29 protein-coding genes are annotated in these 25,782 nt (G+C 71.2%); 11 read left to right on the forward strand and 18 right to left on the reverse strand.

Annotation, left to right across the window (positions count from 1 at the left end; all coding sequences use genetic code 11):
• Positions 1-21: 21 nt before the first annotated feature.
• A complete protein-coding gene (locus tag ACESMR_RS21105) occupies positions 22-468 on the reverse strand; it encodes an Rrf2 family transcriptional regulator (RefSeq protein ID WP_373049107.1) in 447 nt (148 codons plus the stop codon).
• A gap of 140 nt (positions 469-608) precedes the next feature.
• Here ACESMR_RS21105 and ACESMR_RS21110 point away from each other — a divergent pair, with 140 nt between their 5' ends.
• From ACESMR_RS21110 to ACESMR_RS21120, 3 genes are all read left to right on the forward strand, one after another.
• On the forward strand, positions 609-1,508 hold the full coding sequence (locus ACESMR_RS21110) for an NAD(P)/FAD-dependent oxidoreductase (RefSeq protein ID WP_373049108.1): 900 nt from the start codon (positions 609-611) through the stop codon (positions 1,506-1,508).
• Positions 1,509-1,563: 55 nt separating this feature from the next.
• Positions 1,564-2,343 carry an alpha/beta fold hydrolase gene (locus tag ACESMR_RS21115; protein ID WP_373049109.1) on the forward strand — a complete coding sequence of 260 codons (780 nt, stop codon included), beginning with the start codon at positions 1,564-1,566 and terminating at the stop codon, positions 2,341-2,343.
• 68 nt (positions 2,344-2,411) lie between these two features.
• Complete coding sequence (locus ACESMR_RS21120; RefSeq protein WP_373049110.1) at positions 2,412-3,113, forward strand: MBL fold metallo-hydrolase; 702 nt, start codon at positions 2,412-2,414, stop codon at positions 3,111-3,113.
• On the opposite strand, the gene ACESMR_RS21125 is transcribed toward ACESMR_RS21120, so the two are convergent.
• Complete coding sequence (locus ACESMR_RS21125; RefSeq protein ID WP_373049135.1) at positions 3,114-3,290, reverse strand: ATP-binding protein; 177 nt, start codon at positions 3,288-3,290, stop codon at positions 3,114-3,116.
• A gap of 251 nt (positions 3,291-3,541) precedes the next feature.
• Complete coding sequence (locus ACESMR_RS21130) at positions 3,542-4,141, reverse strand: hypothetical protein (protein WP_373049111.1); 600 nt, start codon at positions 4,139-4,141, stop codon at positions 3,542-3,544.
• A 337-nt stretch (positions 4,142-4,478) separates the two neighbouring features.
• Here ACESMR_RS21130 and ACESMR_RS21135 point away from each other — a divergent pair, with 337 nt between their 5' ends.
• On the forward strand, positions 4,479-4,604 hold the full coding sequence (locus ACESMR_RS21135; protein ID WP_373049112.1) for a hypothetical protein: 126 nt from the start codon (positions 4,479-4,481) through the stop codon (positions 4,602-4,604).
• A 16-nt stretch (positions 4,605-4,620) separates the two neighbouring features.
• Here the strand turns inward: ACESMR_RS21135 and ACESMR_RS21140 are convergent, their stop codons facing one another.
• Positions 4,621-5,205: a hypothetical protein gene (locus ACESMR_RS21140; protein WP_373049113.1), complete on the reverse strand. Its 585-nt coding sequence runs from the start codon at positions 5,203-5,205 to the stop codon at positions 4,621-4,623.
• A 134-nt stretch (positions 5,206-5,339) separates the two neighbouring features.
• Between ACESMR_RS21140 and ACESMR_RS21145 the strand changes: the two genes are divergently transcribed.
• A complete protein-coding gene (locus ACESMR_RS21145; RefSeq protein WP_373049114.1) occupies positions 5,340-6,923 on the forward strand; it encodes a POT family MFS transporter in 1,584 nt (527 codons plus the stop codon).
• A gap of 32 nt (positions 6,924-6,955) precedes the next feature.
• On the opposite strand, the gene ACESMR_RS21150 is transcribed toward ACESMR_RS21145, so the two are convergent.
• Positions 6,956-7,546 carry a hypothetical protein gene (locus tag ACESMR_RS21150; protein ID WP_373049115.1) on the reverse strand — a complete coding sequence of 197 codons (591 nt, stop codon included), beginning with the start codon at positions 7,544-7,546 and terminating at the stop codon, positions 6,956-6,958.
• 95 nt (positions 7,547-7,641) lie between these two features.
• Positions 7,642-8,748 (reverse strand): hypothetical protein, encoded by a 1,107-nt coding sequence (locus ACESMR_RS21155; protein ID WP_373049116.1) that lies wholly within the window; start codon positions 8,746-8,748, stop codon positions 7,642-7,644.
• Positions 8,749-8,993: 245 nt separating this feature from the next.
• On the opposite strand from ACESMR_RS21155, the gene ACESMR_RS21160 reads away from it, so the two are divergent.
• Entirely contained in the window at positions 8,994-10,373 is a 1,380-nt protein-coding gene (locus ACESMR_RS21160) for a hypothetical protein (RefSeq protein ID WP_373049117.1), read from the forward strand.
• A 46-nt stretch (positions 10,374-10,419) separates the two neighbouring features.
• Here the strand turns inward: ACESMR_RS21160 and ACESMR_RS21165 are convergent, their stop codons facing one another.
• Entirely contained in the window at positions 10,420-11,898 is a 1,479-nt protein-coding gene (locus tag ACESMR_RS21165) for an SEC-C metal-binding domain-containing protein (protein WP_373049118.1), read from the reverse strand.
• Between the two features lie 174 nt (positions 11,899-12,072).
• Here ACESMR_RS21165 and ACESMR_RS21170 point away from each other — a divergent pair, with 174 nt between their 5' ends.
• From ACESMR_RS21170 to ACESMR_RS21180, 3 genes are all read left to right on the forward strand, one after another.
• Positions 12,073-13,569: a hypothetical protein gene (locus ACESMR_RS21170; RefSeq protein WP_373049119.1), complete on the forward strand. Its 1,497-nt coding sequence runs from the start codon at positions 12,073-12,075 to the stop codon at positions 13,567-13,569.
• Positions 13,570-13,658: 89 nt separating this feature from the next.
• Complete coding sequence (locus ACESMR_RS21175; protein ID WP_373049120.1) at positions 13,659-14,198, forward strand: hypothetical protein; 540 nt, start codon at positions 13,659-13,661, stop codon at positions 14,196-14,198.
• Positions 14,199-14,253: 55 nt separating this feature from the next.
• Positions 14,254-14,832: a hypothetical protein gene (locus tag ACESMR_RS21180; protein WP_373049121.1), complete on the forward strand. Its 579-nt coding sequence runs from the start codon at positions 14,254-14,256 to the stop codon at positions 14,830-14,832.
• A 15-nt stretch (positions 14,833-14,847) separates the two neighbouring features.
• On the opposite strand, the gene ACESMR_RS21185 is transcribed toward ACESMR_RS21180, so the two are convergent.
• The 7 genes from ACESMR_RS21185 to ACESMR_RS21215 form a co-directional block, all read right to left on the reverse strand.
• Positions 14,848-15,681: a TonB family protein gene (locus tag ACESMR_RS21185; protein WP_373049122.1), complete on the reverse strand. Its 834-nt coding sequence runs from the start codon at positions 15,679-15,681 to the stop codon at positions 14,848-14,850.
• Entirely contained in the window at positions 15,668-16,096 is a 429-nt protein-coding gene (locus ACESMR_RS21190) for an ExbD/TolR family protein (protein ID WP_373049123.1), read from the reverse strand. Before ACESMR_RS21190 ends, ACESMR_RS21185 begins: the two co-directional genes overlap by 14 nt.
• Before the next feature lies 1 nt (position 16,097).
• Positions 16,098-16,790, reverse strand: a complete 693-nt coding sequence (locus ACESMR_RS21195; protein ID WP_373049124.1) for a MotA/TolQ/ExbB proton channel family protein — start codon at positions 16,788-16,790, stop codon at positions 16,098-16,100.
• Between the two features lie 173 nt (positions 16,791-16,963).
• Positions 16,964-17,785 carry a ribonuclease H-like domain-containing protein gene (locus tag ACESMR_RS21200; RefSeq protein ID WP_373049125.1) on the reverse strand — a complete coding sequence of 274 codons (822 nt, stop codon included), beginning with the start codon at positions 17,783-17,785 and terminating at the stop codon, positions 16,964-16,966.
• Positions 17,786-18,187 (reverse strand): (deoxy)nucleoside triphosphate pyrophosphohydrolase, encoded by a 402-nt coding sequence (locus ACESMR_RS21205; RefSeq protein WP_373049126.1) that lies wholly within the window; start codon positions 18,185-18,187, stop codon positions 17,786-17,788.
• The gene (locus ACESMR_RS21210; protein ID WP_373049127.1) at positions 18,184-19,341 is read right to left on the reverse strand and encodes a PQQ-binding-like beta-propeller repeat protein; all 1,158 of its coding nucleotides are present in this window, start codon (positions 19,339-19,341) and stop codon (positions 18,184-18,186) included. The genes ACESMR_RS21205 and ACESMR_RS21210 overlap by 4 nt, the downstream gene beginning before the upstream one ends.
• Before the next feature lie 3 nt (positions 19,342-19,344).
• Entirely contained in the window at positions 19,345-20,115 is a 771-nt protein-coding gene (locus ACESMR_RS21215; protein WP_373049128.1) for a tetratricopeptide repeat protein, read from the reverse strand.
• Positions 20,116-20,296: 181 nt separating this feature from the next.
• On the opposite strand from ACESMR_RS21215, the gene ACESMR_RS21220 reads away from it, so the two are divergent.
• The gene (locus tag ACESMR_RS21220; protein ID WP_373049129.1) at positions 20,297-20,788 is read left to right on the forward strand and encodes an outer membrane beta-barrel protein; all 492 of its coding nucleotides are present in this window, start codon (positions 20,297-20,299) and stop codon (positions 20,786-20,788) included.
• A gap of 68 nt (positions 20,789-20,856) precedes the next feature.
• Here ACESMR_RS21220 and der read toward each other — a convergent pair whose 3' ends face one another.
• The 4 genes from der to rnc form a co-directional block, all read right to left on the reverse strand.
• The gene (gene der / locus ACESMR_RS21225) at positions 20,857-22,308 is read right to left on the reverse strand and encodes a ribosome biogenesis GTPase Der (protein ID WP_373049130.1); all 1,452 of its coding nucleotides are present in this window, start codon (positions 22,306-22,308) and stop codon (positions 20,857-20,859) included.
• The gene (gene era, locus ACESMR_RS21230) at positions 22,305-23,264 is read right to left on the reverse strand and encodes a GTPase Era (RefSeq protein ID WP_373049131.1); all 960 of its coding nucleotides are present in this window, start codon (positions 23,262-23,264) and stop codon (positions 22,305-22,307) included. Before era ends, der begins: the two co-directional genes overlap by 4 nt.
• A 56-nt stretch (positions 23,265-23,320) precedes the next feature.
• Positions 23,321-23,845: a peptidylprolyl isomerase gene (locus ACESMR_RS21235; RefSeq protein ID WP_373049132.1), complete on the reverse strand. Its 525-nt coding sequence runs from the start codon at positions 23,843-23,845 to the stop codon at positions 23,321-23,323.
• A gap of 100 nt (positions 23,846-23,945) precedes the next feature.
• Entirely contained in the window at positions 23,946-24,680 is a 735-nt protein-coding gene (gene rnc / locus ACESMR_RS21240) for a ribonuclease III (RefSeq protein ID WP_373049133.1), read from the reverse strand.
• Between the two features lie 105 nt (positions 24,681-24,785).
• On the opposite strand from rnc, the gene ACESMR_RS21245 reads away from it, so the two are divergent.
• Complete coding sequence (locus ACESMR_RS21245) at positions 24,786-25,670, forward strand: DUF481 domain-containing protein (RefSeq protein ID WP_373049134.1); 885 nt, start codon at positions 24,786-24,788, stop codon at positions 25,668-25,670.
• The last annotated feature ends 112 nt before the right edge of the window (positions 25,671-25,782 follow it).

Raw genomic sequence — 25,782 nt, forward strand, 5'->3', positions numbered from 1 at the left:
TTCGAGCGGTGGGTCTGGCGCCTATCGGCTCGGCGGGCAGGCCCCGGCCCCTCGCCGCCGGGCGAAGGTCCGGGCGAGATCCGCCAGCGTCACGTCGCCGAAGCGCGCGAGCAGCAGCGCCTCCGCCTGCTCCATGGCGTCGCCGAGCGCCGCGTTCACCGCCTTCTCGACCAGGCAATCCGGGTTGTCCTCGGAGGTGCCGAGGGCGAAGAGGGGCGGTTCGCCCACCGCCCGGTAGACATCGAGCAGGGTGATCGCGTCGAGGGGCTGGGCGAGCGTCCAGCCGCCGCCGTGGCCCTTCTCCGAGCGCACGTAGCCGCGCTCCCGCAGGCCCGCCATGGTGCGCCGGACCACGACGGGGTTGGTGCCCAGCATGTCGGCGATCTCCTCCGAGGTGGCGGGACCCTCGTGGCGGTTCATGTGCAGCAGCACGTGGAGCATGCGGGAGAGGCGGCTGTCGCGTCGCATGGTCGGGATTCTCCGGAAAGAGCGGCTGTAGCACGACACAAAAGGAGTTACGAGATCGCCTTGACGGCGGTAGGGTCTCTCGTAACTTAAGGAGCGTCATGAATGGATGCCGGGGCATCGCCCGGCAAGGAGGAGGAGCCATGCTGCAGGACGCGATCGTGATCGGAGGAAGCTTCGCCGGCCTTTCGGCGGCGATGATGCTCGCCAGGGCCCGCCGCGCGGTGCTCGTCATCGACGCGGGCGCGCCCCGCAACCGCTTCGCCGAGCGCTCCCACGGCGTCCTCGCCCAGGACGGTCGACCGGGCGGGGCGATCCTCGCCGACGCGCGCCGGCAGCTCGCCGCCTATCCGACGGCGACGCTGGCGCAGGGGCGGGTGGTGGCCATCTCGGGGGCGGACGGTGCGTTCGTGGTGGAGACGGAGGACGGCGCCGCAGCCCGGGGGCGCAAGGTGCTCCTCGCCACCGGGATCGTGGACGAGCTGCCCGAGCTCCCCGGCCTCGCCGAGCGATGGGGCAGCTCCGTGCTCCACTGCCCCTATTGCCACGGCTACGAGGTCGGCGGCGGAGCGATCGGCGTCCTGGGCACGATGCCCGCCTCCGTGCACCACGCCGCGCTCCTTGCCGATTGGGGGACGATCACCTTCTTCCCCAACGGCATCGTCGACCTCGACGAGGAGGCGCGCGCGCTCCTCGCGCGTCGCAACGTGCGGATCGAGGAGCGGCTGGTCGCCGGGGTCGAGGGCCCGGGGCGGGAACTCGAGGCCGTGCTTCTCGAGGATGGCAGCAGCGTGAAGGCACGTGCGCTCTTCGTCGCCACCCGGGCGCGGATGGCGAGCCCGCTGGCCGATGCTTTGGGCTGCGCCTTCGACGAGACGCCGATCGGGCCGCTCCTGCACACGGACGCGCAGAAGCAGACCTCCGTCCCCGGTGTCTACGCAGCGGGCGATGCGGCCCACTTCCCGAGCAACGTGATGCTCGCCGCTGCCGACGGCGTGTTGGCCGGCGTCGGGCTGCACCAGGCCCTCGTCGCGGCGGGTTGAGTCCCGGCCCTTCGGGGCCCTCGCGTTCCGATTGCCGCTCGAAGCGCAGGCTGCTTTGCTCCTGCCCATGCTCACCACCATGCAGGGCCCCGCAGGGACCCTTCGGCTCGACGACGGAGGGGAGGGCGGCCTCCCCGTGATCTTCGCCCACTCGCTCGGCGGCCACCTCGGCCAGTGGGCCCGGGCCCTCGCCCACCTGCAGCGGAGCCGCAGGGCGCTGGCCTGGGATCTGCGCGGCCACGGCGGCTCCGAGCTGCCGGCGGACGGCGACCATTCGGTCGAGGCGCAGGCGGGCGATCTGCTCGCCATCCTCGATGGCCGGGGGATCGAGCGCGCCGTCTTCGTCGGGCACAGCCTCGGCGCGATGGTGGCGATCGCCGCGGCGGGGCGGGCGCCGGCGCGCTGCGCCGGCCTCTTCCTCGAGGATCCCGGCAGCGATCCGAGCCTCTATCCCCAGGCCCAGGTCGACCATTTCCTCACCGAGCTGGAGACCAATTACGAGGCGATGGTCGGCCCCTACTGGGAACAGCTCCTCGTCGGCGCCAGCCACGAGACCCGGCGCGAGGTCCTCGAGGCGCTCTGGGCCACGCCGCGGGAGGCGATCGTGCGCTCGTTCCGCGACCTCGGCAGCTTCCGGGCGATCGAGGCCCTGCGCGCCTTCGGCGGCCCTGTCTTCGTGCTGGCAGGCCCGCTGGGCTCGAGCCCGGACGCGCTGCAGCGCGTCCTCGGCATCCGCCACCAGTTGCTCGAGGGCGTGAGCCACTACCTCCACCTCGACGCGCCCCATGCGTTCGCCGATTCGCTCGATCGCTTCCTGGCGGAACGCCAGGGCTAAGGCGTTCCGGCGTGGTGCGAATCCTTTCTCCGGCCGGTGGGCTCTCACCCGCCAAGGAGGAAGACACGATGCTTTTCCGGCAGCTCTTCGACAACGAGACTTCCAGCTACACCTACCTGCTCGCCGACGAGGAGACCCGCGAGGCGATCCTGATCGATCCGGTGATCGAGCAGGTCGAACGTGACGTGAAGGTGATCGGAGAGTTGGGCCTGCGGCTGCTCTACACCGTGGAGACCCACGTCCACGCCGACCACGTCACCGGCGGCGGCGCGCTCCGCGAGCGCCTCGGATCGCGCACGGTGGTACCCGCCATCGCGAAGGTCCCCTGCGCCGACGTCGAGGTGAAGGAGGGCGACGAGATCCGCTTCGGCAAGTACACGCTGCGGGTCCTCGAGACCCCCGGCCACACCGACGCCTGTGTGAGCTACGTCGGCGAGGGCCGCGTCTTCACCGGTGACACGCTCCTCGTCCGCGGCTGCGGCCGCACCGACTTCCAGAGCGGCAGCGCCGAGGCGCTCTACGATTCGGTCACCGGCAAGCTCTTCCAGCTGCCGCCGGAGACGCTGGTCTACCCGGCCCACGACTACAAGGGCCACACGGTCTCGAGCGTGCTCGAGGAGCGCGAGCACAACCCGCGCCTCGCCCACAGGACGCAGGCCGAGTTCGTGGACCTGATGCGGAACCTCAAGCTCGCCCTCCCGAAGAAGATCCACGAGGCGGTTCCCGCCAACATGGCGTGCGGCGTGCGCGAGGGCGTGGCCCACGCGTGATCAGGCGGCGGGCAGGGTGAACCCGAAGGTGCTCCCCCTGCCTGGCTCGCTCTCCACCCGGATCCTGCCGCCGTGGGCCTCGACGATCCCCCGCGAGATCGCGAGGCCCCGGCCGGTGCCGTTGTAGCGGCCCGCGCTGCCGCGGAACCAGCGCTCGTAGCAGCGGGGCGCAAGCAGCTGGAACGAGGGCCGATTTCCGTTCGCAGTGAGTTTACATAACGTCCCTTAGCAGAACCTTCGTATATGGGGACGAGGGGGCCTGCGGCGGCCCCCCGGGCCTTGGGTTCACGGCACCACCGTCTCCACGTCGCAGGCAAAGCATCCGGTGTCGTCGCAGAGCGGATACGACAGCGCGAACGACCGCTCGGCCACCCGCGCTTCGGGACCACGAATCCTCGCGACCACCTCGCTCCTCGGGTCGCGCCGGATCAGCCACCGCCAGCGGCAAGCCGCACACGGGCGTTGCGGCACGGCGGGCAATTTTCGCTGCAGCTGTACGTGGGCTCGATTGCGTGCGTCGAACGGAGCCCCTCGGGACCATCCAGGACCAACTCGATTCGCTGCGGCATGCCCGCAAGCAGTGGTCCGCCCATTGGTTCGGCGATTGTGGCGCGCACATAGAGCGGCCCTTCCGGTTCGCACGTCGGCTGCGGACAGGACGCGCCCGCCTCGAACCTCCAGTACCGCGCATCACAAACACCCAGGTACGGAGGGCCGGCTTCCTGCCGGGGCCCTCCAGCCAGATCGATGTCACAGTGGATCGGCTGCCCGTCGGCCTGCAGCGTGACGGAATGGATCCCGCTGGCCCACGGCTCGGCACGTTCAAGCGCGACCACCAGCTCACTGAAGCAGACGCTCGCCGCGCAGCCCTCGTGGCTCCTGTCGGGGCAGCCACTCGCTCTCGGCTCCGAATCCCCGCAGCCGATCAAACCCAGCGTTCCCAGCAGCCACGCCAGCCCAACCCGGTGCATGGTCCCCTCCGCAATCGAGATGCCGCAACGATGTCGCTGCAGGTGCTTTGCGATCATGCGGGAGCCGACAGCGCCGACCAAGCAAGCTGCCGGGCGACGTGCCCAATGTCAGACCCGCCAGCGAATCTCTCGGGACCGGTTTGACGCGCTGAAGGTGCCGGTAGGTTTCGGATCCGTGGCCCCGACCGGGATGGGGACGACCTGGTTGTCATCGTCGTGCTGGAACACGAGCTGTTGATCGTCACGGTCTTCTGAGGAGTCTTCGAATGGAACGTTGCGCGACCTGCGGCGGCGGCCCCGTGGAACCGGGCGAAACGGAGCTCGAGCGTTCCGTCGGTTCGACGAGATTCTCGGCCCGTGTGCCGGCGACGCTCTGTCGTGCGTGCGGCGAGGCGTGGTTCCCGCGCTCTCGTCGATGGTGCTCGATCGCACCGAGGGCCGGACGACCACGGTGGACCGGCTGCGGTCCCTCTCCGATCCGCCGGCGCTTCCCGCGAAGGTCCGCCTCGCGCTCGCTTGACGCGCGCCACCACCCTTCAGCGCCCTGCCCGTTCCCATCCGAAGATCGTCTTCCAGTCCTCCTTCATGTCGACCACGACCCAGCCCTTCTCCGGCGCCGCTTCGAGCCCGCGCTCGAGCGTGTTGAGCCCGCTCTCCCGGTCGTAGGCATATTCGCGGGCGGCATCCGTCTGGTGCACCAGGATCCCCAGCCGCGCCCCGGGCTGCGACGTCGTCCACTCGAGCATCTCGTAGTCGCCGTCCGAGTTGCCGGCGGCGAAGATCGGCCGCCGCCCGATCACCTGCTCCGGCGGAATGCCGTAGACCGCCTCGGTCCAGGGCCGCATGAAGCCCAGGCCGCCGCCGGAGACGATGAAGGTCGCAAAGCCGTTCGCGCGCAGGTAGCCCAGGAGCTCGAGCAGCCGCTTCTCGCCCGCCGACATCGCCGCCTCGAGGTCGCCCTCGAGGACGCCCTTGTACGGCTGGCGCTGCTGCCACGCCGGATGCTGCGGCGCCAGCACCCAGACGCGATCGACGACGATGGCGAGCTGGGTGGGATGGGGCTCCTCCACCCAGAGCGTCCCGTCGTTGTCGAAGACGGCGATCCGCTCCGCCGCGGGCACGAAGCCCCCCTGGCCGGCACCGGGCAAGGGGCCACAAGGGGTGCCACCGCTCGCGGCAGCATCCACTGTGATCCCAGCTCCCGAGCAGGCGCACGACGCTTGGCCGCGCTGGCAATACCGGCTATGCAAGTCGCATGAGCACACCCATCGCCCGTCCCGAGGCGCAGGCGTCCGCCGGCAGCCTGCCGCGGCAGATCCCGTTCATCATCGGCAACGAGGCGTGCGAGCGCTTCAGCTTCTACGGGATGCGGAACATCCTCACCGCGTTCCTCGTGGGCTGGCTGCTCATGGGCACCGCCGACGAGCAGGCCCGCCAGGCGGAGGCGAAGGACGTCTTCCACATCTTCGTGATGGGCGTCTACTTCTTCCCCTTGCTCGGCGGCTGGCTCGCCGATCGCTGGTTCGGGAAGTACCGCACCATCCTCTGGCTCAGCCTCGTCTACTGCGTGGGCCATGCGTGCCTGGCGATCTTCGAGGGCAGCAAGACCGGCTTCTACACCGGCCTCTTCCTCATCGCGCTGGGCTCCGGCGGCATCAAGCCCTGCGTCTCGGCGTTCGTCGGCGATCAATTCGACCAGTCGAACAAGCACCTCGCCCGCGTGGTCTTCGACGCCTTCTACTGGATCATCAACTTCGGCTCGTTCTTCGCGTCGCTCCTCATCCCGCTCACCCTCGAGATCTGGGGCCCGTCGATCGCCTTCGGCATCCCCGGCCTGCTGATGTTCATCGCCACGGTGATCTTCTGGATGGGTCGCCACCGCTACGTGAACGTGCCGCCGGTCGCTGCCGATCCGCACTCGGTCACCAACGTGATCCGGACCGCGCTCTTCGCCACCCGCAGCGGCGCAGGACGCCCCGGTCTCGTGCTCTCTGCCTTCGGCCTCGTCCTCGGCGTCGGATCGCTCGGTGCCTACGAGCTCCTGGGCGGGATCGTCACCGCGATCTGCCTCGCGCTGGTGCTCATCCTCGCCGCGGTCGGCGGCGGCACCCTCATGCAGCTCGACCGCGCGAAGGGCATCCACCCCGACGAGGACATCGAGGGCGTGCGCGCGGTCCTGCGCCTGCTGGTGCTCTTTGCCCTGGTGACGCCCTTCTGGTCGCTCTTCGATCAGAAGGCCTCCACCTGGATCCTCCAGGCCCGCGAGATGGAGCTGCCGGGCTGGTCGTGGTTCAAGAACGCCTCCCAGATCCAGGCGCTCAACCCGCTGCTGGTGATGGCGCTCATCCCCTTCAACAACCTTGTGCTCTACCCTGCCCTGACCCGCTTCGGCCTGCAGGTCACGCCGCTGCGCCGGATGACCGCGGGCATCGCCTTCTCCGGCGTGTCGTGGGTGGTGATCGGCGGCGTGCAGCTCGCCATCGACGGCGGCGCGAACCTCTCGATCCTCTGGCAGACGATCCCCTATGTTCTCCTCACCTTTGCCGAGGTGCTCGTCTCCGCCACCGGCCTCGAGTTCGCCTACAGCCAGGCGCCGGCGAAGATGAAGGGCGTGCTGATGAGCTTCTGGACCCTCTCGGTCACCGTCGGCAACCTCTGGGTGTTGCTGGTGAACGGCGCCGTGCGCAACGAGGCGGTCGAGAGCGCCATCGCCTCCACCGGCATCGGCCTCACCGCCTTCCAGATGTTCTTCTTCGCGGGCTTCGCCTTCCTCGCCGCCGTCGCCTTCGGCCTCTACGCCAAGCGCTACAAGATGGTCGACCACTACCGCGCCGCCTGATCGCCTCCCGGGCTGGCGGCACGCCCATGCCGTCAGCCCACGACGCCGCGACCGATCCAGAAGGCGCCCAGGGCGAGCGATGCGAGCGAGGCCATCCGCCCGGCGCGCGCCATCACCCGCGCGCTCCGCCCGCCTGCCATCGAGAGCCGCGCCAGCGAGGCGGTGAGCGCCGTCATCGCCACGGTGCTGCCCGCCACGAAGCCGGCCAGGTAGTTGGCGGTGTGGATCCCCGAGCCCGCCACCACCGCCGGCAACAGCAGGAGCAGCGCGGAGCCGCCGCTCGCCCCGTGCACGAGGCCCACGACGAAGATCCCCCGCGGTGCAGGGCCGGGCTCGTGCGCCCGGCGCCGCCGCAGGCCGACGATCCCCATCGCCACCAGCGCCAGGCCGGCTGCTGCTTCGGCCCACCGGTCCATCCCCTGCAGCCTTGTCGCCGAGATCGACGCCAGGAGCGCGACGGCCCAGCAGAGGGTGCCGGCGCCATGCCCGAGCCCCCACCGCAGCCCCACCCGCCACGCATCCCGGCGGCCGACGGCGAGCGGCGCGAGGCTCAAGACGTGATCCGGACCTGCGAGCGCGTGGGCTGCGCCGGCGCCGATACCTGCCAGAGCGGCGATCAACACGATGCCTCCTGCGAGCAATCGCTCTGCATTCTCATTCTCAACTAACGACCAAAGAGCCAGGCCGCCCGGAAATCGGGCGACCGCTCCGCCGGACCTCAAGGCATGGCGCCGCCGGGGTGGACGCAGGTGATCCCGTTCGGCCCGCTGCCCACGAAGGTGCTGCTCCCCACCGTGCCGGTGGCCGTATCGAAGGACTGCACCAGCCCCGCCGCGGCGCTCGTGGTCCAGGCCCGTGCGCCGCCGTGCTCCACCACGATGCCGTGCGGCCCCTCCGCCAATTCGACGGTGCGCAGGAGCGCGCCGCTCCCGGCGTCGATCTCCCAGGCCCGGTGGCCCGCTGCGCCGGGGAGGAGCACCCCCTGCTCGGCCACCCAGACCGAATCCCCCGCTGGCGACGGATAGATCTGGGCAGGGCCCGCTGCGCCTGGAGGCAGGTCGAGGAGCGTGAGCGCCGACGTCCCCCGATCGAGCCGCGCCACCTGCGCCGTGGCTGCCAGGGTGGCGAAGGCGGCGCTCCCGTCGGGCAGCACCGCCACCTGCACCGCCGGCGCCGGTAACGGATGGCGCTCCACCGATCCGCTGGCTGCGTCGACCACGAGCAGCGCACCTTCGATCCCCATCCCGGCGACGAAGAGACGGCTGCCGTCCGGCGCCAGCCGCGTGCCATGCGGCCCGGCCCCGACCGGCAGCGCGACGGTGCGCACGACCCGCGCCGCCGCGAGATCGATCTCCAGCAGCGCGTCGAGGCCCCAGGCCGTCACCCAGGCGGTGCCGCCATCGATCACCACGTGCGCTGCGTGGGCGCCGACCCCGAGCGGGATCCGGCGCACGACCGAGAGCCTCGCCACGTCGATCCCGATCAGCTGATCCGGCTGCATCGGCATGCTTCCCATTCCCGCATGCCCGCCGGGATGGGCGGTGGCCCAGACCATCTGCCCGTCTGGCGCGCCCTGCACGTTGTGGGGGAAGTAGGCGATCGGCATGCCATCCACGTCGCTCGCGAGATCGATGCGAGCGAGCAGCTCGCCAGCGCCGTCCACCACCGCCACCACGCCGTCGCCCTCCACCGCCGCGAAGACCAGGGGCCCGTGCAGGCCGGGCGCGGCTGGCTCGTCGGCCGCGCTGCAGGCGAGGAGGCCGGCCACCAGCAGCAGCATCCAGCCGGGCCTCGCGTGGAGATCGACTTCGTTGCGGTCGCGCATGGATCGCGGAGATGCAAGGCGCTTGCCCACCCTTTTTCGCGGTCGATCGCTCCCCTGCGGAACGGTCCCGTGCGCCGACGGAACACGGGCGCTTCTCTGCCCGCGGCGCCTCGAGCGGCCCTGCGCCCCATCGCAGCACGAGCCCGGCCCGCCTCTTCCCTCGCCCTCGCCGGCCCCAGCGGCTACGTTGCCCGCATCGGCAGCCGGGCAGATCCGGCCGTCCCATCTTCCACAGGCAGGAAACGATGCAGGAACTCGACGCAACCCTCGCGCGCCAGACCAGCCGGATGAACGAATTGCAGCGCCAGGCGGAGAGCGAGCCCACCGTCGCCTCCCTCGACGCGCTGGCCTCGATCGCCTTCGAGCGCGGCGAGACCCTGGCTGCCCTCGGTCGCACCGACGAGGCGATCGGCGATCAGCAGCTCGCCACCTCGCTCCTCACCCAGATCGTCGCCGGCGCCGGCAGGGTCGATCTCGTCCCGCGGATGCGCAGCGCCGGCGAGCGGCTGCGCACCTTCCTGCAGCGCCAGGGGCGCGGGCAGGAGGCGTCGGTCCAGGCCCTCGGCGAGGCGCAGCTCCTCTCCCAGCTCGGCGAGGGCGAGCAGGCCCTGCGGCAGGTCGATCCGATCGTCGCCGAGGCGAAGGCCGCCCTCGAGGCGACGCGCACCGAGGAGGCGCTCGAGTTCTACGTGCAGGCGGCGACGATCCGCGCGGGGATCCTCTACGCGCTGCAGCGGCTCGACGAGGCCCTCGCCACCGAGAACGAATCGGTGGTGGCGGTGGCCTCCTTCGGCGCGGGGCAGGAGCCCTTCCTCTGCGCGCTCCGCACCAACCGCGCCCTCACCCTCGGCGCCCTCGGCCGCACCGACGAGGCGCAGGCCGAGCTCCTCGAGGTGATCGGCGCGTACGACGAGATGCTCGCCTCCCTGCCCGACGCCGACACCGTCGGCGGCACGGTGCGGGCCCACAACGCCCTGGCCGATCTGCTCTTCGAGCAGGGACGGGCCGACGAGGCGGTGGCGGCGCTGCAGCGGGTGGCGACCCTGGCCGAGCCCTTTGCCGACGACGCGGAGGTCTCTGCCCAGCTCCGCTCCATCGCCCGCAAGCGCGCGTCCGCCGCAAGGGCCGCCGGCCAGCTCGACGAGGCCCTGCAGCACACCAACACCTGGTGCGCCCTGGCGCAGACGCAGGCCGAGGCAAACAGCACCATGGAGAACGTCGAGGAGATGCTCGAGGCGGCCTACGACCGCGCCGTCCTCCTCCACGAGACCGGACGCCACGACCTCGCGCTGCTCGATGCCGGCAACCTCGTCTCGGCCTGGGAGCAGCTGGCGGGCCAGCAGTCCGAGCGCCCCGAGTTGGAGCAGCGGGTCCTCATGGGGCTCGACGTCCGCGAGCGCGCCCTCTCCGCGCTGGGCCGCCACGACGAGGCCCTCGTCGATCAGAGCCGCATCGTCGACACCTTCCGCCGCATGCTGCGGATGGGCGCCGCGCCGCAGCTCCAGCAGGGCCTCGCGATGACGCTCCAGCACCGGGCCGCCACCCACCGCGCCCTGGGCAACCTCGATAAGGCCCAGGCCGATCTGCAAGAGGCGCAGCGCCTCGGCGGCGGCGTGGTGCACTGACCGCCCGCTTCTACCGGGTCCCGCCCAGGCGGGACCCGCAGGTCTTTCAGGCCCCGCAGCACTTCTTGTGCTTCTTGCCGCTGCCGCACGGACAGGGGTCGTTGCGGCCCACCTTCGGCGCCAGCCGCACGCTGGGCAGCTGCTGCGCGTTCATCTCGTTCACAAGCCCGGCCATCGCCTCGCGATCGGTGAGATCGACGCCGCGCTGGTGGGCGAGCATCGCCAGCCGCTTGGCAGGCGCCCACCGGGAGGGATCGCCGATGGCGAGGCGGAAGCGGCCGAGCAGCTCGTCGACGTGATCGAGGAGGCGGCGGATCCGCTTCTCGTCCATCACCTCGAAGCTCTCGCCGAGGAAGCGGAGGAAGCGGCCGAAGACGCGGGGGAGCAGGAGCAGCTCCTCCTCGCTGTAGCTCACCTTCTTCGGCACGTAGACGAGGAGGAACTCCTCCACCTCGGCTGGGCTCCAGGCCACCGGATCCGCCTCGCTCGCCTCCTTGAAGTCGAGGGCGTGGACCGCCACCGACTCCGCCAGCTCGAGATCGCGCCCCTGCGCCTCCTCCTCCTCGAGGAAACCGTAGACGATCACCTCGTCCAGGGAGTCGATCTCCGGATGCGGAAGCTGCAGGCGCACCTCGGGGAGACCGTCGTGGCTGCTGGTCTCGTCCGCCTCCTCCGGCAACTCGGGGTGCTTCTCGACCAGATCGACCACCGCCTCGGCGAGCGCCGTGGCGAGGACGTGGTCGAGTTCCTCGAGCTCGCGGGTGAGGCCGTCTTCGTCGAGGGCGAGGAGCGCCGGCACCGCACCCGGCGCCGCCGCCTTCCAGCCGTACCGCTGCAGCTCCGCGCGCATCGTCGGGCCGAGATCCTGCTCCTGCTCGAAGCCGAGGTGGAGGAAGGGGCCGACCGGCAGGCCCTCCTCCTCGGAGACCGCCTCCACGAAGGCGAGGTAGGTGTCGACGTCGGGGAAGAGGGTGAAGCCGCGGGCCTCCTCCTGCGCGCCGATGACGATGAGGCAGCCGCCCTCGATCCCCAGCTCGGGCACGTCGACCGCGAAGACCTCCTCCTCGGCGGCGACCTTCCAGGGCTGCGCCTGGAAGAAGCGCCGCGCCGCACGGAAGAGCCGCTCCACCCGCTCCGGCGGGATCGTCCCCTCCGCGGTGTAGCCCGGCATCTGCGGCCCCTCGGCGAGGAAGGCGGCGAGGTTCTCCTCGAGGGGCCCGAGCTCCGGCGTGGGCCCCACCGCGATCGAGACCGGCCCGCCGGCTGCGGCCCGCACCGCGTCGACCCAGGCCTCCTCGGCGACGCGCAGCGCGGCGGGGCGCCCCTCGCTCCGCTCCAGCGCCTTCTGCAGGGCGCCGGCAAGCGCCGCGGCTGCATGCTCCGGCCTGCAGAGCTCGGTGGCGAGGAGCTGATCGTTCTTCACGTCGAGCCAGACCGCGACCGACGGGCGGAAGGCGGCACCCTCCTCCACCACATCTCCCGTCGAGGCGATGATCCCGCCGACCCACTCGTTCGCTGCAGCCATGGTTTTCGAGCCTCCGTGCTCCGATCGTCCTAGCGCAGCGGCGGCGCGCACGCCACGTCCATGACGTTCGCCGCCTGTCGCTCCGGACTGGCGCGAGGGCCCCTCGGGGCCAATTCACGGTCGACCGCGGGCCGTCGCCGTGCTCTATCTCCCGCTTCAACGTGGAGGTAGGAAATGGCGGATCTGCAGGCGATTCTCGAGCGACAGACGAGCAAGGTGGAGGAGCTGCGGCAGCAGGCGGAGAGCGAACCCACCGTGGCGAGCCTGCAGGCGCTGGCCTCGATCTACCGCGACCGGGCAGAGACCTTCGCCGGCCTCGGCCAGCACGACGAAGCCCTCGAGGATCGCCAGGCGGCCGCCACCCTCCTCGCCCAGCTGGTGCTCGGCGCCGGGCGCGACGATCTCGTCGAGCATTTCGTCGACGTGGGCGAGAAGCTCCGGGAGCAGCTCGCCTCCCTCGGCCGCAAGGACGAGGCCCTCGACCAGGCCCTCTCCGAGACCCAGGTCGTCGCCGCCACCGGGCAGGCGGCCCGGGCGATCGCGCAGATTCGCCGGGTCGTCGGCGAGCAGGAGGCGGCGCTCCGCCAGGAGGCGAGCGTCGAGAACCTCGACCGCCTGCTCAAGGCACTCTCCGTGCTGAGCGGCACCCTCTTCGCCGCGGAGAAGGCGGAGGAGGCCCTCGCCGTCGAGGATCGGGCGGTGGACGCGGTTCGCGCCTTCCAGCCCGAGCAGCCGGACCGCCTCGCTTCCGTGCGCTCCAACCGCGCGCTTACCCGGGCAGCGCTGGGCAACACCGACGAGGCCCTCGCCGAGCTCGACGAGGTGGTGGCGAGCTACGACCAGCTCGTCGTCGGTGGCGACGGCACCCATCTCGCCGCTGCGGCGGAGGCCCGCTCGCGCCGGGGCCAGGTGCTCCTCCAGCAGAACAAGGTCGACGAGGGGATCGCCACGCTCCAGGAGACGGTGGCCTTCGTCGAGCTGCACGCGAAGGAAGGCGACCAGGAAGGCGCGGCGCTCCTGCGGAGCACGCTCCGCCACCTCACCCAGGCGGCGCGCAGCGGCAGCAAGCTCGACGAGGCCTTCGTCGCGGCGGAGCGGTGGGCAGCGCTGGCCCAGACCCTGGCAGACCAGGGCGGCGATCTCACCAGCGTCGAGGAGCTCCTCGAGGCCGCGACCGAGCGGGCGCTCGTGCTCCACCTCCTAGGCCGCAACGACCTCGCCTTCGAGGACGCCAACCAGATCGTCGAGACCTGGGATCGGCTCGCGCAGGCGCAGCCCGGCCGCCTCGACGTGCTCCAGCGGGTGATGATGGCCCTCGATCTGCGGGAGCGGATCGCCGGCGCCCTGGGCAAGCACGAGGAGGCGCTCGCCGATCAGACGGCGATCATCAACATGACCCAGCAGCTACTCCAGCGCGGCGCGCCGCCGCAGCTGATCCAGGGGCTGCTGGTCAGCCTCCAGCGCCGGGCGGCGACGCTCAAGGCCCTCGGCCGCAACCTGGAGGCGCAGCAGGATCTCGACATCCTCAAGCAGCTGGTGCAGCGCATGACCCAGCAGCCCCCTGGCGGCGGTGCGGGCCCCGGTGGCGCCGGTGGTCCTCTGGGCGGCGGCGCCGGTGGCGGTGGGCTCGGCGGTGGCGGCGGCACCTCGGGCGGCGGGATCATCATCTGACCCGCGCCTCGATCCGGCGGGAGCTGCCGCTCCCGCCGATGCGTGGTAGACCAAGCGCTTCTCCACCATTGCCCGAGCGGATCCGCCCCATGCCGAAGCGCCACCTCCTGCCCCTCCTCATCGCCCTCGCCTGCAGCGCCGGTTGCAAGACGGAGCCTGTCGCGCCGGAAGCGCAGCAGGGGGGCGGCGGCGCCATGGGACAGGGGGGAGCGGGGGTTGCCGCCCCCACGCCGCCGCCGGAGCCGGTGGAGGCGCCCTTCGAGGCAGCAGCGGTCGACCCCGCGGGCAACCGCGCCTCCATCGCCGCCGAGGGCACCACCGAGAACGTGCCGCCGGACGCACGGCTGGAGCTCACCTCCCCGCGGGCCTTCCGCACGCTGCGGGTGCGCCTCTTCGACGAGCGCGATCGCCTCGTCCCCTCCGCCGACGAGATCGCCATCGGCCAGGGGACCACCATCCGCCTTGCGCCGAACGAGCCCCTCGAGCCGGGGGCGAGCTACCGGATCCTCGTCGACGACGCCCGGGAGAACTTCCCCCGCGACATCGAGGATCAGGCCTGGGCCCCCCGCGACTTCCGCTTCAGCGTCGCCGCGCCGAGCGACGGCGCTGCCGGCGCCCCCGCCCCCTGACAACCGCAGCGCACCTGTCGTATCGTCCCCCTTCACCTACGCATCGGGGGAAACGATGGGCCGCCTCGCGCTCCGCCCTGCAGGCCTCCTCGCCGCCGCCCTGCTTCTTGCTGGCTGCGGCGAGCGGGTCGTCGAACGGAAGGTTTTTGTCGAGGTCCCGGTGTATGCCGGTCCGATCGCTACCGCTGCTGGCGGTAGCGGCGGCGCCGGTGGAGACGTCGGCGGCGGCGAGGCCGGAGGCGGAGGCGGAAGTGGAGGCGCCATCGGCGAGTCGTGTGATCCTGCCGGACCGCGCCAGCGCTGCTTCGCCACCTGCTGCGCCGACGTGGTCCTGCCCGACGTCTGCATCGACGGCGCGTGGGTCTGCGAACCCGGCACCCTGGCGATCGACGATCCCAGCTGCATCGACGCGAACTGCGCCTGCGATCCCTTCTGGATGCTCCCGGGCGAGGCCTGCGACGAGGCCGGCAACCGCACGTGCAACCTCACCCCGGAGACGATGCCCGCCGCCTGCGAGGCAGGCATCGCCTGCCGCGGCTGCGAAGGCTTCACCGGCCCCGTCGAGAGCGGCGCCTGCCGCTGCGAGTGCATCGACGACGCGGTCCACTGCACCCTCTCCGACGTCGAAGGCTGATCGCCCCCGGCAACGTCAGCGAGTGAATCGGACGCGGATCGGCGGCGAGCTCGCCAGCACCGGCTCTCCCGCTGCATCGAGGGCCGGCTCGAAGCGGGCGGCCTGCGCGCAGCGCCGGGCCGCTTCACCGAAGCCGTTCCCCGGCTCCGAGAGGATCTCCACCGAGACGGCGGTTCCGTCGGGCCGCACCACCGCCCGAAGCAGCACCTCCTGCGCCACCGCACGGACCGCACGGGCGTCGTCGGGCCACGGGCAATCCCAGTTGCGCCCCGGCAGCTGCACCGAGCGCGCGCGGCTGCGGGCGCCGCCGGTCCCCACCCCGACCGCGCCGCCGGGCGCCACCACATCTCCCCGCGCCGCGACCGTGTTGGTCCCGGCGGACGCGGTCACGCCGCCGACGTAGGCCTGGCCCTCGCCCGATGCGATGTCGAAGCCGGTGAAGTCGAGGATCTCGGGTTCGTCAGCTGCAGCCACCACCTTGCCGGCCTGTGCCGGGGCGACCGGGCCCGGCGCAGGCGCTGCCGCTGGTGTCGGCGCTGGCGCAGACGCAGGCGCAGGCGCGCGCACCGCAGCCTTCGGCGCCGGCCGCACGGGCTCCGGCTCTGGCGCCACCTCCGGCGCAGGTGGCGGAGGAGGCGGGGGAGGCGCGGCGGCGATCTCCACCACGTGGAGCGGCTGCGACTTGCGCTCGACCACGCTCTCCCCGCGTGCAGGCGCCAGCACCAGCCCGCAGGCGAGGAGCCCGTGGATGCCGACGGTCGCCGCCACGGCGACGCCGCGACGCCGCCCCGCCCCTGCACGGGAGGGCGGCAGGGCCACCGCGCCGATGCTCGGCTCAGATTCCGCCACCGGCGCCCCCCTCCTCCGGCCACGAGGTGCCGAATGCCACCCGGACGATCCCCGCCTCCTTGAGGCGGTCGAGAACGCCGATCACCCGCCGGTGCGGTACGTCGCCGTCTGCCTGGATCACCGCCCGCAACTCGGGGGTCGCAGCGAGCGCCGCCTTCGCCCGATCGAGCAGCGTCTCGTCCCGGGCGGGCTCGCCGTCGACGAGGAGCGTTCCGTCCTTCGCCAGGGTCACCGCGAAGATCGTCTGCAGTTCCTCGCCTTGCTTCGCCTGCGGGAGATCGAGCGGCACCGCGGGCTGCACCACCATCTTCGCCGTGACGATGAAGATGATCAGCAGCACCAGGGTGATGTCGACGAGGGGCGTGACATTGATCCCCTCGATGATCCCGTCGCGCTGTGGTCCGCCGCCGGCCATGTCAGGCGACCTCCCGCCGCTGCTGCCGCACCTCGGCGAGGGTGACCCGCTCCGAGCTCAGGTAGGCGAGCACCAGCTTGGTGAGCGCCTCCGCGTCCCCGACCATGCAGGCGATCCGGCGCTGGAAGTAGTTGTAGGCAGCCACCGCCGGCAGGGCCACCGCGATGCCCACCGCGGTGGCGACCAGCGCCTCGGCGATCGCCGCCATCACCGCGGCGGAGGCGGCCTGCCCTGCAGCGGCGCCGGCGGCGCCCTCGGTCCCGAGGGCGTCGAAGGCGAGGATCACGCCGATCACCGTGCCGAAGAGGCCGACGAAGGGGGCGTTGTTCCCGAGGGTGCCGAGGTAGGCGAGGCGCTTGTCGAGGACCGCGCGCTCCACCGCCATCGCGCTCTCCATCCCGCGATGCGCCGCCTCCGCGCCGTGGTCGGCGAGGCGCAGGCCGGCGATGGCCACCCGCGCCGCGAGCGAGGGCTCCCGCTCGAGGAGCCCTTGGGCCTCCGTCGTGGCGCCGCGGGCGAGCGCCGCGTCGAGGGCGCCGGTGAGGGCCCGCAGATCGGCGCTGCGCGCACGGAAGACGAGGGCGCGCTCCACGATGACGCCGACGCTGCCCACCGAGAGCGCGACGAGGAGCCAGAGCACCCAGGCGGTGCCGGAGGCGACGAGGAGGTTCTTGAGGAAGAAGACGATTTCCATCTGTCTCTCGCTCGGGCGTGGACGCCCGTTCTCACGCGACGTGCCCGTCATGCACTCTGTATCTGCAATGCATTCTCAACTTCAAGCGAGCAGGACTATCCGCGATCTTCCGGTCTGCGGCAAGGGGGTTGCTCCACGCACGGGCAGGATCGGGTGAAAACCACCCGGCGCGACTACCGGTACCGGCCCCGCAGATCGAGCAGGATGCGGCTCACGTCGTAGAGCACCTCGCCCCGCTGCCACACCTCGCAGCGCGGCAGCTCCAGCCCGCTCTCGTCGACCATGCGGTTGTAGGCCAGCTCGAGCAGCGGCCGGAGCTGGATCGCGTCGTAGAGGTTGTACTCCACCAGCCTGCAGAGCGCGTTCGCGTCCCGGGTAGCGGTCCACCGCCGCCAGAGCCGCACCGCCTCCCAGCCGTCGACCCCCTCGACCTCGCCGGGCCGGGTCAGCCCCATCCGCTTCTCCAGCGCCTTGAGGCCGCCGCGCTCCCCGAGACGCTGGTAGACGAAGCGCAGATCGACGTGGATCGGCGGCCGCACCAGCTGCGGGAAGGCGCGCCCGAGCACCGGCAGATCGAAGGAGGCGCCGTTGAAGGTGACCACGATCCCGTAGCCGGCGAAGGCTCGCGGAAAGGCCTCGAGGTTCACCCCGCGAACGAAGGCCTGCGGCCCCTTCTCGCAGTAGAGCGCGATCGCGGTTACCGTCTCCGAGTCGCCGTCGGTCTCGATGTCGAGGAAGCAGGTCTCGCTGGTGAACCGGGGCCAGAGACGCCAGCGCTCGTTCACCGGCAGCACCCGCGCGAGCCCGGCGAGGTCCCGGCGGGCGAGCAGCTCCTTCGCCTCGTTCACCGCGCCGCGGAGCCTGGCGTCGAGCTTCGGCGAGAGGATCGGCCCGTCCGCAGGCAGATCGTCCCAGCTCCGGAAGCCCTTCTCCCAGAGCTCCCGCTCCCGGGAGGGACCGATGCCCGGCATGCCGCGGAACGTCGCCGTGATCACCTAGGCGAACTCTCCCGCAGCCAGCCTCGGGAGCAGCGGCACGTCCGCTTCACAGAACTCCATCCCCGGCAGCCGCGCGCGCTCCACCCAGGCGAGCTGGTGGGCCTCGTGTGGCTGGGGCACCGCGTCAGCCGCCATCGCCGCGCGGTAGAGCACCAGCTCCACCGCGAGGTCGGCATATTCGTGCACCACGCTCCACAGCCGCTCGCCCACGGAGACGGAAACGCCGAGTTCCTCGGCACATTCCCGGGCCAGCGCCGCCTCGTCCGCCTCGCCGGCCTCCACCTTGCCGCCGGGAAACTCCCAGAGCAGGGCCCGGCTCTTGTCGGGCGGCCGCTGCTGCACGAGGACCGTGTCGCCGCGCGTGAAGAGCGCAGCCACCACCCGGACGCGCTTCTTCATGGCTTGAGGGCCGTGCGCAGCGCGTAGAAGTAGCCGAGGTTGGAGAGCGCGTAGATCTCGCTGCCCCGGGCCGCCGGCGCCGAAGCGAATTCGGAACCCGGGTCGAAGACCCGAAGTGGCCTGCCGGTGCTGCGCTCGACGAACATCATCCCCGGATCGCCCGAGAGCACCACCAGCTTCTTCACCACCAGCGGCTGTGTGGTCCAGCCCTTGCCGAGATCGATGGTCCAGACCACCGCGCCGGTGCCGGCGTGGAGCGCCCAGGCGTCGGCGCCCCCGACGAAGAGCAGGTCGTCGTCGAGGGTGAGCGAGGTGGCGCCGCGGGTATCGGCCTGCCAGCGGGGTTTGCCGTTCTCCGCGTCGAGGGCCCAGGTGCCCTCGTTGTAGACGGTGACGTAGAGCGTGCCTTCCCGGTAGACGGGGACCGCATCCGAGTCGGGGAATTTGTCGATGTCGCTGCGGGCGAGCTGCGACTGCCAGAGCAGGCGCCCGTCCTCCGGGGAGAGCGCCACCACCGCGCCATCCGAGAACCCGGCGTAGAGGCGACCGGCGCCGATGGAGACGCCGGTACCGCCGCGAACGCTCAAGGTGCTGCCGGTGTCGCGCCGGTAGACCCAGCGGGACTCGCCGGTCCGCTCGTCCAGGGCGTGGACCGCGTCGTGGTCGGTGCCGACGAAGACGAGGCCACCGTCGACCACCGGCTTCTCCAGCACCTCGGCGGCGACGAAGGTCGACCAGAGCACCGCGCCGTCGAAGCGCGCCACCGCGTGGAGCGAGCCATCGGCGCCGCCCAGGTAGATCGCCTCGTCGGTCAGGAGCGGCGTCCCGGTGGCAGCGGCCCCGATCGACGTCCGCCAGATCTCCCTGCCGGTCGGGGTGAGGAGGCGGACCACGCCGTCGCGGGTGGCGACGACGATCTCACCGGTGAGGTCGTCGACGGCGGGGCCTGCGATCTCCCGGGGCTCGTACTCGAGGAGCCCGCGCTCCACCAGCTGCTGCCGCCAATCGATCTCGAAGACCTTGAAGCGCGACTCGAGCAGCGGATCGGCCCTGCGCCCGTAGGCGAAGGGGACGCGCTGCGCGCTGGCGCCGGTCGCCACCAGCGCGGCGGCGAGCGACAACCCCGCTGCGAACGTGCGCAGACCGACGCCCATGGATCACTGCCCTTCGTTGGCGGCAGCCGCTGCAGGCGGGTTGGCCGGCGGGTGCAGGCGGTTGAGCTGGGTGAGCCGCTCGGTGGCGAGGCGGGCCACGGCGCCTGCGCCGAAGTCCTTCTGGATCTCCTGGTAGGAAGCCCGGGCCTCGTCCCACTTCTGCTGCTTCTCGAGGAGCCGGCCCTTCCCGTAGAGGGCGCGGTCCTTGTACGACGGCGCCTCCTCTCCGAAGCGCTGCCATGCCTGGGTGGCCTCGTCGAGCTTGCCCTGCGCCTCGAGGGTGAGCGCCCGGCCCTCGAGGGCGAGGAAGCGGAGCTGCGCCTGGCGATCGGCCTTCTCGAGATACTCGTCGTAGAGCGCGAGCGCCTCGTCGTACTGGCCGAGCTTGAACTTCGCGTCGCCGAGGGGCAGCGCTGCAGCGATGGCGGTGGTGCTCCCCGCGTGCTCGGTGCGCACCTCGGTGAGCGCCGTCACGATCGCCTGCTGCTTCTCCTGCTCGGAGGCGAAGGGCTGCTCCCCGCCGGCAGCCTCGCCGCCGACCGGCCGGTCGACGAGCTCCAGCGCCGCGGAGAGATCCGAACCCGCCTCGTTGCCCGCCGGCCGGCGCTCGCCGCCGCCGAAGGCCAGGCCGATGATCAGGATCACCACCAGCAGCGCGCCGCCGCCGATGGCGACCTCCTTCGGGTGGTCGTGCATCCAGTCGAAGAAGCCGGTGGCCTCCTTCTGGAATTTGTCGGGACCCTGCAGATCGCGCTTGCTGAGCTTGTCGGCCAAGTTGCCTCCGGGGCGCGCGGCCCAGGGGAGCCGCGCGAGGGGGAGAAATCCGCGCAACCGTAGAGAAAGCCTGATGGAAGGTCAACGCAGTTCGGGCCGCGCCGGCGGTGGAAATCGCGGCTTTCGCCGGGCCTGGAGGCGCTTGACGCGGGGCGCACCCCTCTGTTCCCATCCGCCCCCGATGCGCCTCCTCGCCGCCACCCCGATCCTGCTCGCTGCCCTGCCCGCGGCCGCAGCCCCCGAGAGCCCCCTGCGCCTCGGGGTCGAAGGTGGCATCGCCTGGTACAACGCCTTCCCCGACGAGCTGCTCGGCCCCGCAGGCCTCGTCCGCCTCCGCACCCAGCTCGGCGACCGCTTCCTCGCCAACGTCGCCCTCTCCCACCTGCGTCAGCCCTTCGAGGGCCGCGAGCAGGTCTCGACGATGATCCCCCTCACCCTCGACGTCCGCCTCGACCGGGCGCCGCTCGCCCCCTACCTCGGCGGCGGCGCGGCGCTGATCCACGTGGACGGCGCGGGCTGGGATTGGGGCACGGTCTTCGAGGTGGGCGTCGAGTGGGCCTTCTCCGAGCGCTGGGCCTTCTCGGGGCAGGCGACCTACACCGGCCACCAGCAGGCCACCGTCTTCCCCTACTTCAGCAGCCTCACCTTCGGCCTCACCGCCTCGGTGCTCTGAAGCGCAAGAAGCCGCGGCCCGGGAAGGGACCGCGGCTTCGCGTCGGGAGCCAGGAGGTGGCCCGAAAGCTACCTGCGCCGCTGCGGCTTGCGGCGCGCGCTCTTCAGCCGGGGCGAGGACTTCGCCAGCGAGGGGCGGATCTGCTTCTTCGGCGCGGCGCGGAGCGATGCCTTCTTCTTGAAGACGAGCCGCATCGGCACCTGCAGCCCGAAGACCGAGCGCAGCCGGTTGGAGACGTAGCGCTTGTACTCGGGCGGGATCAGGTCCGGCCGGTTGGTCTGGATCACGAAGGTCGGCGGGCGGATGCCGACCTGGGTGATGTAGTAGACCCGGGCACGGGCGCCGCGGACAACCGGCAGGCCGTGGTGGTTGGAGATCTCCTCGAGGAGCTTGTTGAGCATCGGCGTCGGCACGCGGCTCGAGGCCTGCTCGAAGAGCTTGCCCGCCTCGGTGAGCACCGCCTTCACCCGCTCGCCGGTCAGCGCGGAGGTGAAGATCACCGGGCAGTAGGCGAGGAAGGGCATCCGCCAGACGAGGTTCTCCTTGAACTCCTCCAGCTTCTGCGGGCTCTGCTCGATCTGGTCCCACTTGTTGACCACCACGAGGAGCGGCTTGCCCTGCTCCTCGGCGAGACCGGCGATCTTCGCGTCCTGCTCCACCGCGAACTCGGTGGCGTCGAGGAGCATCACCACCACGTCCGAGGCCTCCGCCGCCTTGAGCGAACGGAGCACCGAGTAGGCCTCGACCTTCGCCGCGATCGACCGCTTGCGCCGGATGCCGGCGGTGTCGGTGATCACGAAGTCGCGCCCCTTGTGCGAGAGCGTGGCGTCGACCGGATCGCGGGTGGTGCCCGCCACCGGCGAGGTGACGAAACGCTCCTCGCCGATGAGCGAGTTGACGAGGGTGCTCTTGCCCACGTTGGGGCGACCGATGATCGCGAGGCGAATCGGCCGGTTCTCGGGCTCCTCGCCCTCCTCGCCTTCCTCCGGCTCGGGAGGCAGCGGCTCGGGCAGCGCGCCGATCACCGCGTCGAGCATGTCGCTCACGCCGCGGCCGTGCTCGCCGGAGACGGGATAGACCCGCTCGAGGCCGAGCGAATAGAACTCCGCCAGGAAGCCCTCCTCCTCGCGCTTCCAGGAGTCGATCTTGTTCACGGCGAGGAAGAGCGGCTTGCCGCTCTTGCGCAGCATCGCCGCGATCTCCTCGTCGACGCCGGTGGGGCCGGCGACGCCGTCCACCACGAGGACCACCACCTGCGCCTCGTCCACCGCGAGCCGGGCCTGATCGCGGACCTGCTGGATCAGCCGATCCTCCGCGTCGGGCTCGAAGCCGCCGGTATCCACGAGGATGAACTCGCGGCCGTCGTGCTCGGCGTCGAAGTAGTTCCGGTCGCGGGTCACGCCGGGAAGATCCTCGACGATGGCGATGCGCCTGCCGACGATGCGGTTGAACAGGGTGGACTTGCCCACGTTGGGCCTGCCCACGATCGCCACCACGGGCTTGCTCTTCTCGACGTTCAACTCGAATACCCCAGGCGCCGCAGCGCGTCCTCGCGCTCGCTCCAGCGCGGTTCCACCGTCACTTCGAGGGAGAGGAACACCTTGCAGCCGAGGAGTCTTTCGATCTCCAGGCGCGAGGCGGTCCCGATCTTCTTCAGCATCTCCCCGCGCTTGCCGATGATGATCGCCTTCTGCGAATCCCGCTCGACATAGATGCGGGAGAAGATGCGCACCAGCCCCCTGCCCTCCCGTTCGCGCTCCGCCTCGTCGAAGCTCTCCACCACCACCGCGGTGCTGTAGGGCACCTCCTGCCTGGTGGAGCGGAGGATCTGCTCGCGCACGAACTCGGAGACGAGGAAGCGCTCGGCCACGTCGGTGAAGACGTCCTCGGGGAAGAGCGCCGGCCCTTCGGGCAGCTGCTCGCCGATGAGGTCCACCAGCGCCTCGACCCCCTCGCCCTTCAGGGCGGAGAGGGGGAAGATCGCCGCGAAGGGGAGCGCGTCCTTCCAGGCCTCGATCACGGGCAGGAGCTCGTGCCTGGGAAGCGTGTCGATCTTGTTGATCCCCAGGATCACCGGCTTGCCCGCGTCGCGGAGCTTCTCGACGATGAACTGGTTGACCTCGCCGATCTCCACCCGCACGCCGGAGGGCGCCGCGGCGTCGCGGACGAGGCCCGGCTCGATCAGGTAGAGGACGCAATCGACCTCGGGCAGCGCGCCCAGGGCCTGATCGACCATGAAGCGGTTCAGGCCGCCACGGGCCCGGTGGATGCCGGGGGTGTCGAGGAAGGCAACCTGCAGGTCGGGGCGCGTGAGCACGCCGAGCACGCGGTTGCGTGTGGTCTGGGGCTTGGGGCTGACGATGGAGAGCTTCTCTCCCAGCACGCGGTTGAGCAGCGTGCTCTTGCCCACGTTCGGTCGCCCGATGATCGCGCAGAAGCCCGACCGATGGGGCGCTGCGTTGCGCTTCTTCGCCAAAACTTTCACCAAGGCGCCCGATTGGCCGGCCGCCCCTTGCACGAGCAGGCGTCCGCTTACGGACGGCTCTCGGAGATGATCACCCTCTCGAGCACCACCGGGTGCTCGGGACGGTCCTGTGCCCCGCGGCTGACGCGGGCGATGGTACGCACCACCTCCATCCCGTCGATGACCTCGCCGAAGATGGTGTGGCGGTTGTTGAGCCAGGGCGTCGCAACCTCGGTGATGAAGAACTGCGAGCCGTTGGTATCCGGTCCCGCGTTCGCCATCGCCAGCAGCCCCGGCTTGTCGAACTTCCTGCCGCTGAACTCGTCCTCGAACCGATAACCGGGTCCGCCCGTTCCGCGGCCCAGCGGATCGCCGCCCTGGATCATGAACTCCGGGATCACCCGGTGGAAGACGCTGCCGTCGTAGAGCGGCCGCCTCGCCTTCTCACCGGTCTTCGGATCGGTCCACTCCTTCGTGCCGGTAGCGAGGCCGACGAAGTTGGCCACGGTCTTCGGCGCCTCCTTCGGAAACAGCCGGACCTTGATCGGGCCCATGCTGGTCTCGAGGGTGGCAAAGAGCTCGTCGCCGTTCATTCGCTTACCCTCCAGCCCGGCGGCGGAGGCGCGGGCGCGGCAATCTAGCGGGGCATCCCTGCGAATCGCAAGGGAAAGGTGGGGCCGCAGCCGCGGGCTGTCAGCCTTCGTCCGTACCCTCGCCCGCCTCGCCCCCGGCCAACTCCTCTCCGAGGGCCTCCAGGGCCGAGCGGGCTGCCAGCTGCTCGGCGTCCTTCTTCGAGCGCCCCTCGCCCCGGCCGTAGACCTTTCCCGCCACCGCGACCTCGACCACGAAGGTCTTCGCGTGGTCGGGACCATGCTCCTCGAGCACCCGGTAGCGCGGCGTGGCCTTCAGCCTGCCCTGCGCCAGCTCCTGCACCTGGGTCTTGTAGTCCCGGTCGACGCCGCTGTCCGCGAGCTGGGCGAGGGCCTCGCCGAGGAAGCGGTCGACGAAGGCGAGGGACTCCTGCAGGCCGCCGCCGAGGTAGATCGCCGCCACCACCGCCTCGAGGGCGTCGGCGAGGACGCTCGGCTTCTCCCTGCCGCCGGTCATCTCCTCGCCCCGGCCCAGGAGCAGGAGCTCGCCGAGGCCGATCCGCCCAGCGACGGCGGCCAGCCCCTGCTCGTTGACGATCGAGGCCCGCAGCTTGGAGAGCGTGCCTTCCCTTGCCTCCGGGAAGCGCTCCATCAGCCGGTGGCTCACCGCGAGATCGATCACGGCGTCGCCGAGGAACTCGAGCCGCTCGTTGTCGGCGATCCCCTCGGCGCGGTGCTCGTTGACGTAGCTCTTGTGCGTGAGCGCCGCCTGCGCCGCCTGCCTGTCGGCAAGGCGCATCCCGAGCCGCTTCTCGAGAGCCTTCACCTGATCGCTCAAGGACCTTTCCCTCTGCGCCACCGGGCGCTTTCTGCTAGGGGATCGGCGCCCCCGCCTCACGCGTGGGATCCGGCCATCCGGGGAAAGGAAGGACTTACCAGACCCATGAGGATCTTGTCGCCCGCTCTCTGCGTCGCAGCCGCCCTCGCGCTGCCCGGCCAGGCGGCCGCCTTCCAGGGCTCCAGCTTCCAGCTCGCACAGGCAGGCACCCCCGAGGAGATCGAGGAGCGGGCCAGGTCGCAGCGCGCCAGCACCGGAAAGACCGCCCCGGGTACCGACGAGCCGGTGGCCCTCTCCGCGGAGCTCGCGACGGCGTTGAGCCGCGGCAACACCGAGAGCTTCCTCGCCAGCGGCAGCCTGCGGCTGGTCTGGGTCTTCGCCGACCGCTGGGTCTCCGAGACCCGCGGCACCGCGCTCTACCAGGAGGACGACGAGGGGGCGATCGCCAACAAATGGGGCCTCTTCGAGCGCGTCGATCGCTTCCTCAGCGACAGGCTCTCCGCCTTCGCCGCAGCGGGGATCGAGCGCGACGTCTTCGCCGCCCTCGACTACCGCTACTCCGGACAGCTCGGCGCCAGCTACCTGCTCGTCGAGAACCGCGACCCCGCGAAGGACGATCTCCTGCTGGACAAGCTGACCTTCGAGCTCGGCGCCTACGCCGCCCGCGAGGACTTCGTCCTGCCGCCCAACGCCGAGCCGGGAACGGTCCTCGAAGAGGAGAGCCGGGACATCGTCGCAGGCCGCGCCGCCCTCGCCTACGAGCACTCCTTCCGCCGCGGCACCAACGTCGGCGTGCAGATCGAAGTGATCCAGGACTTCGTCGACACCGAGAACTTCGTCTTCAACGACACCGCCTACATCGCCGCGGGGATCGTCGAGGGGTTGGCCCTCAAGGTCGCTTTCACCCACCGCTACGACGCGCAGCCCGCCAGCGAGGAGCTCGAGGAGAACGACCTCCTCCTCACCGCGGGCATCGTCGTCAGCATCTGAAGCAGCGAGCCGCAATCGGGATAGGGGCCGGCAGTTTTCTGCTGCCGGTCCCCTCCCACACCACCGGACGTGCGGGTCCGCATCCGGCGGTTCGGTTGGTTGAGGTGCTACG

The organism is Vulgatibacter sp. (assembly GCF_041687135.1).
Taxonomy (GTDB): Bacteria; Myxococcota; Myxococcia; order Myxococcales; family Vulgatibacteraceae; genus JAWLCN01.